Here is a 12,620-nt window from a genome sequence, read left to right on the forward strand (position 1 = left end):
CCGGCCACCCCGACCTTGGCAAGGTCGTGCTCTACCAAATGAGCTACTTCCGCTTGTATTTTTAAGATCTTTCCCAGCACCGTGGTTGCGATTGGGATTGCAAATGTACAACTTGTTTTTAATTCACCAAATATTTTTAAAAATTATTTCCGCACTTCCCATGCCTAAACGATTATCAGCCCTCATATTAAACAGAATATAAAAAGAAGAAAATAGTTGTACAATTGACAATTAATTTTTCTACCTTAGCCATCGTTCCACGTCTTCGCAATTAAGCTAATGAAAATTGTATATGAAAAAGAATCTCACTTTCCTGTTGCTTTTGACGATCATGCATGTTGCAAAGGCACAAACTACTGCCAGCCTTACGGTATCTGGTAAATCAGATCACCAGATCAGCCGCCACATCTATGGCCACTTTTCCGAGCACCTCGGCCATTGTATTTATGATGGTTTCTGGGTTGACTCCTCCCTGAACGTTCCGAAAAAAGACCGCATCCGCCTCGATGTTGTCGATGCGCTCAAAAAGATCCACATCCCGAACCTCCGCTGGCCCGGTGGCTGCTTTGCAGACGAATACCACTGGCGTGACGGTATCGGTAAAAGATCCGATCGCCCTAAAATGGTAAATACCAACTGGGGCGGCGTTACTGAAGACAATTCCTTCGGTACCCACGAATTTATGGAGCTCTGCGAACTGCTGCACACCGAACCTTACATTTCTGCGAATGTAGGTAGCGGCACCGTCGAAGAAATGTCCAAATGGGTAGAATACTTCAACTTCGACGGCGTAAGCCCTATGAGCAAGCTCCGTGCTGAAAACGGCCACGCTGCTCCCTGGAAAGTAGGCTTCTGGGGCGTGGGCAACGAAAGCTGGGGTTGTGGTGGTAACATGACCCCCGAGTTCTACGCAGGCCAGTTCCGTCGCTATGCTACCTATGCCCGCGACTATCCGGGTGCAAAACTGAAAAAAATGGCCAGCGGCGCCAGTGACTTTGACTACCACTGGACTGAAACCTGTATGAAGAACATCCCCCTCCACATGATGTGGGGCCTCTCCTTACACTATTACACCCTGCCTGGCGACTGGGGGCATAAAGGTTCTGCCACCGACTTCGACGAAAAAGTATACTTCACCACTATGCGGAAATGCCTGCTCATGGACACACTCGTGACCAAACACTCCGCTGTAATGGATAAATACGATCCTAAAAAGACCGTAGCCCTCGCTGTTGACGAATGGGGTATCTGGACAGATGTGGAACCAGGTACCAATCCCGGCTTCCTCTATCAGCAAAACAGTCTCAGAGACGCCCTGATCGCCGCTTCTACACTCAATATCTTTAACAACCATAGTGACCGTGTAAGACTGGCTAACCTGGCGCAGACTGTAAACGTATTACAGGCCCTGATCCTGACCGACAAGGAAAAAATGCTGCTCACACCTACCTACTATGTATTCGACCTGTTCCAGGTGCATATGGATGCAGCTTACCTGCCTATCGAACTGAATAGTCCATTATATACCTCCGGCAGCGAAAGCATCCCTGCGGTGAATGCCTCTGCATCCAAAGATTCTACCGGTGCAGTGCATATCTCTTTCGTGAACCTGGACCCATCCAAAAAGATCACTGTGAAGACAAATCTACAGGATGTACAATGGAAGACCGTAACCGGTCAGGTACTGACTTCCGGTAAATTCACTGACATCAATACTTTCGAAAAGCCCGACAAGGTGAAGATTGCTACCTTCAATGGTGCTAAAAAACAAGGGAATGACCTGGTCGTAGAACTGCCAGCTACTTCTGTAGTGGTAGTAACTTTAAAATAAAATAATTGCAGTTCTTTAACAATCCAATGCCCCGGAGTACTACTCCGGGGCATTATTATTGCGATAGTATTTGCTTCAAAAACAAATGCTTATGAAGATATTGTTAGTAACCACAACTCACCATCAGCCAGGTAATACAGGTCTATGGCTCGATACACTGGCAGCCCCTTACTATGCATTTATCGAAGCCGGCGCAGACGTTCAGGTCGCTTCACCCAAAGGCGGCCGGGTTACCTTAGATCCAACAGCGGAGCAGCACCACCAGTTATTAGCTGATCAGGATGCCATCTACTGGCTGGAGCATTCACTTAAGTTGTCTGAAGTGAGTGCCGAAAGTTATGATTCCATCTTTATTGCAGGTGGAAGAGGAGCCATGTGGGACCTGGTAGACAATAAAGAACTGAATGCTTTATTGCAGGATTTTAACAGGGCACACAAACCCATTGCGGCCGTTGCGCACGGGGTAGCAGGACTGTGCTGTTCAAAAGATAAGAGTGGTATGAGCTTACTCGCAGGGAGAAATGTTACGGCCATTGCCAACGAAGAAGAAAAAGGTGAAGTACCTTTTCCCCTGGAAACAAGGTTGAAAGAAATTGGTGCGGTATTTTATAAAGGAGAAAAGGTGGTGAGCGATGAAAATATTATCACAGGCCACAATGCAGCAGCGGCGGTGGCAACCGCCGAAGCAGTGATAGAGCAGTTAGAAAGTAATTACTATGTACATTTCAGAATATAAAAAAAGGGGCGCAAGCCCCTTTTTATCTAAAATATATAAACTTCATCCGCACATACTGAAGGCTTCTTCGTAGGTGGCGCTCCCCGCCATCCCGGTACCGCAGCCTGACACTGCCCCGTCACCCGCACATACCTTGCATGCACTGCCGACAAGCCAAACTTAAATGTATTGATACTGGTCGTGTAATCCTCTTCTGCAGGCAATGCCGTCTTTTGCGTACCCGCAGGTGTAAAGTGCACTCCATCTACAGAGGTTTCTACCGTAACCAAAGCAGGGTTAAATATATAATGCCTTGGATCATGTAAGAAGTTCATCTGCACAGTATTCACAGTTTTTTCTGCCCCTAAATCGATCGTAGCCACCAGGTCCCTTCCATAAATAAACAGCCAGTTGATACTAAAATCCTTTGTACCTGACAATCCATCTGTCAACGTCCTTTCTCTCTTAGCTGGATATTCATCTGATGGTGGATTCACCAATGTTACTTTCGCATTAAACGCCAGACTATGCACCCATTTCTTCGAAAAAATAGTATCCCATTCCTGCTGATAAGCCTCCGGCGATGCTCCTCCTTCTGATAGTTCCTTCACCCCAGCTTCCTTACACTGCGCTACAAACTGCTTCACCCTCTCAGGCCAGCGTGGATTTACAACATATCCATCTCCTGAAGCCTGCAGGTAACCATACTTTTCTGTTCCAAAGAAACGTGACTGCTGCAATACGCAATATTCCAGCCCTAACCTTGCATTGTAAACCCTTTTTAAAAAATCACCTTCCACTGCGGCTTCCGCTTTATCTAAGAGGCTGGAATATTGATCAATAGCTGCCGGCGATAAATAATTCTTTGCACTGGCCACAGGGTTACCATAAATATCCAGCTGCGCCTTTGACCCACTTAATGCATTCACATAATCCAACACATGCACTCCTGCTTTACCATAATAGCCATTAAAAAAATCCTGCGTAACCGCCGTTGCATCCAAAGATGGATCCCACAATAATTTTGCCTGCAAATAAGCATTGTAAGCCGCCATATCCCCATATGTGTCGCCACTTCCCTGTGAAAATACCCCATGCACCTTATGCGCAGTCATATATTGCAGATTTGGTTGTAGGTTGTTGTAATCAGGAAATGGTGCAAGGTAATTAGTGAACTGCGTGGTATAATCCCACACAAAGATATTATCCGTCAATGCGCCCCAGCTTTCCAGGTTCTTCCTGAAATCTGCTGCGGAAGGAATAGTGCTCAATGGCTCCTGCCTGTAGGCATCAATGCTGCTGAGCATAATATATACATTGCCAGCCGGCTTTGTTTTCAATGGTGCCTTTGCGGTATTTAAATATGCCAGCGTTGTAAAATGCTGGTCCGGAAACTGGGCAGCTACTTTGTTGATAAACCGGATCAGTGTTCCCGAAACACTACCTTCTTCTTTATTCACCCGGATACACTGATCACAGGTACAAAATCCACCGCCATCTTCCGCCGCAATGGACCAATACAAAGCATCGGGGTTATTTGCAATTGCTTTACGAAGGTAATCTACTGTTACGTTGAATACGCCCTCATTGCTCAGGCACAACTGCGTGGCCTGTCTCTTGCCATCTACCAATGCATAATATTCCGGATGGGCAGAGAAATATGTTTTGGGTGGCACAATCTTAAAGAATGAATGCCCCCATACGCCCCATAAATCCTCAAACCGATGCAACTTATGCCATTCCAGGTATTCATTGTCAAATGCTGCCGGATAATACGTCTCCCTATACACCAGCACCGGTTCCTGCTTATCCATCAACTGCTGCGGCACACTTACAGCTTTGGAAGCCGGCATTATAGCCGGGCCTTCTGAATATTTCCGCACGCCAAAGTATTTTTCTATCAATGTATACACCCCATACACCACGCCCTTTCCACTGCCACCTTTGATGTACACATTCTTCGCATCTGTCGCAATTATAAATCCTTCTCCTTTCAATTTACCAAATGAAAGCGCATGCTCTGTATTCCCCACAAAGATCGCCGCCTGGTTTTTCTGATAAGCATTCTCGTTAATCACAGGCAATGTCACCCCCACAATCCGCTTCACATAATCCTGCAATACCGCCCCTGCATGCGTCTCATTCTTCGTCGCTTCTACCGGCAATACAATCACGTGCTTTTTCAGGTCTATCCGGGAAACCGTAGACTGACATGAAAAAAGGGTCAATACTAATAGCAATGAGTGCATCATTCTGAACATGAAAATTTAAAATTAGACTGAAAAAAATACCCTCCGTATCAGGGAGGGAGTCAGTATATTTAAAACTTACGTTGTAAGGTTATATAGAGATCATATTGGTTCTGGAAGTCTGTATCACTTATCTTCTGATTGATCCAGGTGCCATACACCCCCACTGAAGTCCGGTATCTGAATGTTTTCATATAACCGGTACCTACACTCCTTGTCAATAACCCCGCCAGTTTCGGAAATTGCACCAGCCGGCTTCTATCATCCGGCGATGTACCCAACCCCGCTACAAGCATAATGTAATCCTGGTTGCGGTTCATATAATACCTGCCGGTGAGATTAAAAGAGGTATAGAAGTCAGGCGAATCGCTGATAAAATACGCCCTGAAATTCACCCAGAACTCCTTCCATGTTTTTGCCACAGAAACGACTCCCGAAATGCTGTTTACACTGTCTGCCTTTAAATAACGTACACCCAGTTCTCCTTCTATATTATGCTTAAAAGTTTTAAACAGTGAATATGCCAGCCTGAGCTGGGGAAACACAATTCCATTGGAGTAGTTGACCAGGCCATAAGAATACATCTTAGGTGTATGGTTGTAATAGATCTCCGCTTCTCCCATCAGCCCGGTGCCCTGTGTACGGCCTGCATAGTTCAGGCGTGCTGCCCAGGAACCGCGGGGTATAAAGTGGCGATATTCCAATGTTGCAATGTTATAGCTCGTAGATGCATAATCATAATTGGTATGCAGGTAATACATGCCAAACTGATCCTTCAGCGTTTTGCTCTTCAGGTAGTCTGCGTAATCCACATTTGCAGGAATATTTTTGAGCTGCACCACAGAATCTGCCGCCGCAGATGCCGCTACATAATCCTTCTTGCTTTCCAGTGTTACCGCGCGTTTCTGAATGAATGCGTCATTATTGGGATAATAACGGATACCCTCATTAGCATATACCAATGCACTGTCATATTGTTGTTTACCATTCAGCAGGTTAATAGTATACAATAAACCCATTGAATCGCGCCGGTTCACAGCCAGCACCCGCTTAAATACTGCCAGTGCACTATCCGGCTGATTGTTCCGCTGGTACGTAGTACCTTCTGCCAGCAATCCTTCGGTATAGGCATTCCGGTATTTCACGGTAAATGGATAACGCTGCATGAGCCGGTAAGCAATGTCATTCGCCTCCGCATACCTATGCATACTGGTCAGTACACCAGATTTCTTCAGTAAAAGATCTTTATTGTCAGGATAATATTTTAATCCCTGGTTTGCGTAGAGCAATGCGCTATCTGGTTGTCCAACCGCAGTTTCCATATTGATCAGGTAGTTGATCGCATCCAGGTTATCAGGCTGTTCTGCCAGCACTGCCCTGAACTGCCCTGCTGCCATATCATATTCTTCTGATTGCATCAGTATCCGGCCCGCGGTGAGGCGTAAGTCTACAAGATTCGCCTGGTAGCGTTCATTTCCCGGATTACGTTCCAGCAGTTGAGATGCAATCGCTGCTGCTTCATCATATTGACCCATATCTGCCAGTACACCGCTTTTCTTTATCAGGAAGCGGGTATTATCCGGATAGATTTCCAGTGCCTTATCTATTACCTGCAACGCACGTACGTTATCTTTCTGGATGATGTACGTATTTGCAGTCATTTCCAAAGCTGCTGTATCTTTTGGATCCGCCTGCAATGCTTTGGAAAACTCAGACAATGCCAGGTCGTATTGTTGCTGTGCCAGGTAATCCCGTCCACTGGCTATTTTCAGGGCCGTATACCTGCTTTTCAGGTCAGCATTGCCAGGATTACCCTGACGCAGTTTCTCTGCCAGTGCAGCCGCCTCTGTAAATTTCCGCTCGCTTTCCAGTACATCCATTTTCAGGGCCAGCAGGCGCTGATCATTCGGACTATTTTTCAAACCACGGTTTATCCATGTCAGGGCTTCGCGATAAGCGCCACGTGACATACTTAAACCAATTACTTTATCCAGTGCTTCCCGGTTGCCGGGGTTCTTTTCCAGTACGCTTTCATACAATAGGTAAGGATCTGTATTGGCATACCACGCAGCTGCTTCCATACGTAAGGATGTCTCCATGCCACGTGCCTTGCTATCGTTCGGGAACCTTTTCAGAATGGTTTGCAGGTATGCCAGTGCGCCTGCATAATCATGTGTATCCTGCAACAATTCCAGTTTACGCATCATCAGGTCATAAGAACCGGGATTCGCTACCAGTTCTGCATTAATTCGCTCCATGGCGCTGGTATAGCTTCCATTGCGAATGTACATATTGGTAATCGCCTCTTTTGCCTCCCTGTTATTTGGATCTACCAGCAGTGCTTTTTCATAATTCTGCTGTGCCAGCGGCTGATTGCCCCTTACCTGGTAGTAGTGGCCCGCCAGCAGGTAGTGGCCGGTATAAGCCCGGGTCACCACGGTATCACCTGAGTATTTTTCCAATAATGAAGTTGCGTAGATGCTTCCCTGGAAAAAGTTTTCACTGGCATCCAGGATCCCCAGTTTTTTCAGCATCAGGTCCTTATCTGCAGGAAAGTGGTACAATCCCTCATCTACATAGCACGCTGCTTCGTCATATTTCTTTGCGCTTAGTTCAATGTTGATTGCATACAGGTACGCATCCTTGTACAGTGGATCTTTGGTCAGTACTGCTTTCACATGTTTACGCGCCTCATCTGTCTGACCTGTGAGCATATACAGCCTGCCCAGCAGCAGTTCCTGGTCAGTAAAATCAGGCCTTTTGGCCAGCGCGGCTTTGGAGAGTACTATTGCTTTTGCATAATGTTGTGCTTTCGTTTCCTGCACCGCCTCATTGTAGAGGTCATCCGCATCGGGCCCTTTCTTAAATAACTGCGCTTCTGCCTGTAAAGACAGGCATATCAGTGTACCGGATAGTATATGTTTAAAAAGAGACATCATCTTACGTGTTTGCAGGTTTTTTCTTACCAAATCCCTGGCGCTGCATATTTCCCCATGTATGTTTCTTGCCTGTGAGGAAGTTGAAATAACCCCGCAGGGCAAAGAATACGATAAGCGGATGGTATACAAAAGGTTCTATAAAAGCCATCAGTGCCAGCCCTAATACCTCGCCCCAGGTACGGTAGTAGTGATAGGTCTTCTGGTCCCACCATATGGCCAGTGTTGTGATCATCACTGAATAGAAATACACAAATGCCAGCAGTATCAATGCGTATTGCCAGTTGATCTGGTTGGTAACAATGAGGTAGATATAGTAAATGATCCCTGTAAATTCGATGATGGGGGCAAGGAATTCGAAGAACAGGTTGTAAGGCAATACCACCAGTCCCAGTTGTTTGTAACGGGGATTGAAGATGACCTTTCTGTGTATAGTGATGATCTCTGCCAGACCGCGCCCCCAGCGGGTACGCTGACGGCTGAACACTTTCATATTAGGAGGACCTTCTGTCCAGCACTGTGTAGTAGGAATGTAACGGATGGCATACTTCAGCTTATTGTCCATCATGTACGTACACATACGCGTTACGATATCCATATCTTCTGCAAATGATTTGCTGTCGTAGCCACCGGCTTTGATAGCTATCTCCTTGTCAAACAGACCCAGACCACCAGATACATTGGGTACACAGTTGATCACACTCCACCCCATCTTACCCAGTACATATGCACGCAGGTACTCCATCTCCTGGAAGCGTGGCAGCCATTTTTCCGGCGGACGTACACGGGTGATCACCCCTTCGTCAATCTCGCAGCTGTTGGCAATGCGCAGGGTCGCACCTGTGGCAATGACGCGGATACTGTCTTCTTTTACGTGTACATAACCACACTCAGGACAAGGCTCTCCGATCTCTTTGATCTTGTGGTGCTCCTCGTCCATGAATGGTTTGATCATGCGCAGCAGGGTATCTTTCTCAATGATACAATCCACGTCTGTACACAGAAAGTAGTTGTAAGCAGCGGCATTGATACCTGCATTCGAAGCATCTGCCTTACTCTTACCGTTGATCTTGTCGATGACTACCAGTTTGTCATAAGCCGTGTTCGTCGACTTAAACAGTCGCTTTACCGGCTTACAATTGATGCGTGCATTGTAGGCAAAGTCTATTTCTACCAGTTCAAATTCCTGGATCAGTTTATCGAGCGTATTATCCGTACTGCCATCGTTCACGATGATTACCTCGAAGGTGGGATAGTTCAGCGTGAGCAGGGAGCGTACATTCTGGATGATGGTCACGGCCTCATTGAAGGCCGGTGCAATAATAGAAATGCCCGGTGCCAGTGGTGACTGCAGCATCTTGGTATAATCTACATAACTGTTTTTACGCTGGAATTTCTGGATACCTCTCAGGGAGAGGATTGCCAGCAACGCGTACATGAACAGCATGGTGCAACCATAAATGAACACAAAGGCTTCGTAAAAATTTCTTGTCAGTTCCACAGGCGTATTTATTTAGCCGCAGCTGCTGTAGCAGCTGGTTTAGGCGTTTGCTGAAATCCACGTCGCTGCATATTCCCCCAGGTACTTTTCTTCCCTGTCAGGAAGTACCAGTAGCCGCGCAGGGCAAAGATCACGATTAGCGGATGGTAAAGGAAGAATTCCATGAATGGTGTCATACACAGAAATGCAACTTCCTTCCACGTCCGGTAATATTTAAATGAGAGCTGATCCCAGAGGATAGCGGTGGTGGTGATCATTACCGAATAGGTATATACGAATAGCAGTAATATGAGTGCTGTAGGCCAGTTGATGAGTCCAAAGAGGCTCATAACAATGTAGTAGACAATACCGGTGAACTCAATGATTGGTGCCAGCAGCTCGAAGAAGAAATTGTATGGAAAAATGATCATGCCCATCCTGCCATACCTTGGGTTTAGGAACATGCCAAAGTGGGCATACATCAGCTGTGCAAGACCCCTGGCCCAGCGGGTACGCTGGCGGTTAAAGATCTTTACGGTCACAGGTGCTTCTGTCCAGCAGAGGGTTTTAGGTATATAGCGAATGGCATAGTCAATCTTATTGTCGTGTGCATAGCGGCACATACGCGTCATCAGCTCCATGTCTTCACCAAAGGAACTATGGTCGTATCCACCACTGCGAATAGCTACTTCCTTATCAAAGAGCCCCAGCCCACCAGATACATTTGGGACACAGTTCAGCAAGGACCAGCCCATTTTGCCCAACACAAAAGCGCGGATATATTCCACCTCCTGGAAGCGGGGGAGGAGCTCACGGGGTGGACGCATACGCGTCATTACACCCTGGTCGAACTCGCAGGAGTTCGCAATACGCAGGGTAGCACCGGTAGCGATTACACGTTTTTTCTCTTCCTGCATCACTGGTTTAATCAGTTCCAGCAGCGTATTTTCATGAAGAATGCAATCTACATCAGTACATACAAAGTGGGCATAAGCAGCGGCATTGATACCCGCATTTACAGCATCGGCCTTGCTTTTACCATTCACTTTGTCTATCACCATCAGTTTGGCATAGGCAGGATTGGCAGATTTATAGATCTTGCGCACCGGCTTGGTCTGGATCTTTGCATTGTAGGCAAAGTCAACGGCCACCAGCTGAAACTCTTCGATCATTTGTTCCAGGCTGTTGTCCGTACTACCGTCGTTGATAATGATAATCTCATATCGTGGGTAGTTCAGCGTGAGCAGGGAGCGCACATTGAATATAATGGTAAGACCTTCATTGAAGGCGGGGGCCAGCACGGTAATGCCGGGGGCTAACGGTGAGCTGAGCAGCGTGTTCAGTTGTTCGTAATTGTCTCTCTTGGCATAGGCACGTACGGATATCATAGAGAAGATAGCCAGCAGGGCATATGTTACCAGCAGCACTGTACCATAAATGAAAATACCATTCTCATAAATTCGCCCTATGGTTTCCCAGATATTATCCATTCACAACTAGAATTTTATTAAAGGGTTCATGCTATGTTTCAGGATGAGCTTATTTTCTGACGTAGCAGTATCAATCAGCTCCTGTATGAGGCCTTTGGCCGCCCATTGATTATTAATCAGCGATTTGGCTGCATGTTTACGAACTTCAAAATCGGTGGAGTGCAGGAATTCCTGGCGCAGAAAATCTACATACTTCCCGCTGCTGATCCTGCCCAGGGCTTTCAGTATTTCCAGCCTGCAGTTAAGGGGCTGGCTATTGAACATATGTACCAGTTTTTCTTCCACATCTTCCACCTTCATTTTACCCAGGCAGTTAATAGCGTCAGCACGAACAAAGTGGTCTTTGGTATCCAGCAGTCTGGTTACAGCGGGCACAGCACTTAACTGATTATAATGCACTACCAGTTTCAGACAGAAAGATACAATTGATTTATTGGAAGAGTAAGTGATCCATTGTGCAAAATTGGGAATAGCAATGTGCTCAGTAGTAGAAATGATTTTAAACAGCTCTACCTGGTCCCATAGCAGCAGGGGCTCGGTGACCACATCAAAGAATTTGAAAGGTTCATTTTTACTCAGCTTGATATAAGCATGGCGGGCCGCGGCGCGGAGTTCACGGTTATAACTGTTCGTGAGGGGCAGTATGGTTACGTCAGCAATAGACATGTTCATATTGCTTAGCTCTGCCAGGGCCTGCACCTTTCTTTCCCATTTACGGGATTTCATTTTCTTCAGGGAATCCTTGTCGAGGTCCAGCTGAATGTACAGGTTACGCAATTGTTCCCCCATTGACCCCCTTACATTGTTTCTATAATGGATGAGGCGGTCAATGAGCGCCTGCCGGGCCCATTTCTTTTCAAATATGGGTTGTTGAAAGCTCTCAAGGGGAAGTTGTACCTGGTCGGCAGGTACATCGCTGGCCAGCTCTTCATTCAGAAGAATATGTTCCATAAGCTGGTCGTCGATGATCGGGTGTAGTTTCTTCAGCCTTTCTGACTGGCGATAAGCTTTATACCTGCCGACCAGAATAGAAAAGTACGCAAGAAACGTACAAGCGATGGCAACAATAATAAAAATGAAAGCAATCTGTATACTCAGGGGAGCATACCTGAAATCGTAAAAACTAAATTCCATAAGGATTGGTCAAATCGGTCATCGGTCACATAGAATATCAGTCGACAATTACCGGTTGTATTGCATCAGGAGCCTTTTTACCCTGATCAATAACTCCCCCGGTATCACCGGTTTTTTCAGAAAATCGTCGGCTCCCAGTTTGAAGCCCTCGAGGATCATATCTTCGTTCCCTGCATTAGAAACAATAATCACAGGAATTGGTTTACCCTCTTTACGGTTTTTTACTTTACTGAGTATCTCGAAACCATTGGCATATGGCATCATAATATCGGTAATGATAAGATCAAAAGCATAATTGGTGTCTTCCAGTTTTTGGAAAGCCTCCTTGCCGTTGGTCACATGCTCGATCTTGTATTCTTCTTTATGCAGGATCCTTTCTACAATCTTCGGCATCACTTCATCATCTTCTATAAGCAGAATTTTACTACTCATATATTGGCTTTTATTTTTGAAGAATGGCGGTACAGGAAGTACAACCCTAAGTCTTTAGTGTAAGGTGAAAAATTGTTCACATTTTTGTTGCAGTGCAGGTGATTTTTCATAGTCTACTTAATGGCTTACCCATATATACTCAAAATCAACCTGAAAGGTTTTTACCTTTTTGCAAATAGTTCGTTAATTTTTTAACATTATAATTAATTTAAAATTATTTGGGACGGTAAATGTTTTGTTTACGATTTTTTGCTCTCGAATCTCACTGCAAATTACTACCAACGGGGGAATATTAGCCATATTACTGAGATTAATATACGTTATCATTATCTTAATCAGGGTGTAACCCTAGT

8 protein-coding genes are annotated in these 12,620 nt (G+C 45.8%); 2 read left to right on the plus strand and 6 right to left on the minus strand.

Translation table 11 applies throughout. The annotated features are described in order from the left end of the window. Positions 1-292: 292 nt before the first annotated feature. Positions 293-1,831: an alpha-L-arabinofuranosidase C-terminal domain-containing protein gene (locus ABDW16_RS23095; RefSeq protein WP_343673053.1), complete on the plus strand. Its 1,539-nt coding sequence runs from the start codon at positions 293-295 to the stop codon at positions 1,829-1,831. A gap of 91 nt (positions 1,832-1,922) precedes the next feature. After that, positions 1,923-2,567, plus strand: a complete 645-nt coding sequence (locus ABDW16_RS23100; RefSeq protein WP_343673054.1) for a type 1 glutamine amidotransferase domain-containing protein — start codon at positions 1,923-1,925, stop codon at positions 2,565-2,567. 26 nt (positions 2,568-2,593) lie between these two features. Here the strand turns inward: ABDW16_RS23100 and ABDW16_RS23105 are convergent, their stop codons facing one another. From ABDW16_RS23105 to ABDW16_RS23130, 6 genes are all read right to left on the minus strand, one after another. Beyond that, entirely contained in the window at positions 2,594-4,798 is a 2,205-nt protein-coding gene (locus ABDW16_RS23105) for a DUF4838 domain-containing protein (RefSeq protein WP_343673055.1), read from the minus strand. A 68-nt stretch (positions 4,799-4,866) separates the two neighbouring features. Then, on the minus strand, positions 4,867-7,734 hold the full coding sequence (locus ABDW16_RS23110; protein WP_343673056.1) for a tetratricopeptide repeat protein: 2,868 nt from the start codon (positions 7,732-7,734) through the stop codon (positions 4,867-4,869). A 1-nt stretch (position 7,735) separates the two neighbouring features. Then, positions 7,736-9,232 carry a glycosyltransferase gene (locus tag ABDW16_RS23115; RefSeq protein WP_343673057.1) on the minus strand — a complete coding sequence of 499 codons (1,497 nt, stop codon included), beginning with the start codon at positions 9,230-9,232 and terminating at the stop codon, positions 7,736-7,738. An 8-nt stretch (positions 9,233-9,240) separates the two neighbouring features. Continuing rightward, on the minus strand, positions 9,241-10,701 hold the full coding sequence (locus tag ABDW16_RS23120; RefSeq protein WP_343673059.1) for a glycosyltransferase: 1,461 nt from the start codon (positions 10,699-10,701) through the stop codon (positions 9,241-9,243). Positions 10,702-10,707: 6 nt separating this feature from the next. Then, entirely contained in the window at positions 10,708-11,835 is a 1,128-nt protein-coding gene (locus tag ABDW16_RS23125; protein ID WP_343673060.1) for a HEAT repeat domain-containing protein, read from the minus strand. 48 nt (positions 11,836-11,883) lie between these two features. Next, positions 11,884-12,267: a response regulator transcription factor gene (locus ABDW16_RS23130; RefSeq protein ID WP_343673061.1), complete on the minus strand. Its 384-nt coding sequence runs from the start codon at positions 12,265-12,267 to the stop codon at positions 11,884-11,886. Between the last annotated feature and the right edge of the window lie 353 nt (positions 12,268-12,620).

This window comes from Chitinophaga sp., from assembly GCF_039596135.1.
Taxonomy (GTDB): domain Bacteria; phylum Bacteroidota; class Bacteroidia; order Chitinophagales; family Chitinophagaceae; genus Chitinophaga.

Excerpts from the sequence above, each read along its gene's own strand:
- ABDW16_RS23095 (WP_343673053.1), top strand. The coding sequence starts at position 293 with ATGAAAAAGAATCTCACTTTCCTGTTGCTTTTGACGATCATGCATGTT.
- ABDW16_RS23100 (WP_343673054.1), top strand. The coding sequence starts at position 1,923 with ATGAAGATATTGTTAGTAACCACAACTCACCATCAGCCAGGTAATACA.
- ABDW16_RS23105 (WP_343673055.1), bottom strand. The coding sequence starts at position 4,798 with ATGATGCACTCATTGCTATTAGTATTGACCCTTTTTTCATGTCAGTCT.
- ABDW16_RS23110 (WP_343673056.1), bottom strand. The coding sequence starts at position 7,734 with ATGATGTCTCTTTTTAAACATATACTATCCGGTACACTGATATGCCTG.
- ABDW16_RS23120 (WP_343673059.1), bottom strand. The coding sequence starts at position 10,701 with ATGGATAATATCTGGGAAACCATAGGGCGAATTTATGAGAATGGTATT.
- ABDW16_RS23125 (WP_343673060.1), bottom strand. The coding sequence starts at position 11,835 with ATGGAATTTAGTTTTTACGATTTCAGGTATGCTCCCCTGAGTATACAG.
- ABDW16_RS23130 (WP_343673061.1), bottom strand. The coding sequence starts at position 12,267 with ATGAGTAGTAAAATTCTGCTTATAGAAGATGATGAAGTGATGCCGAAG.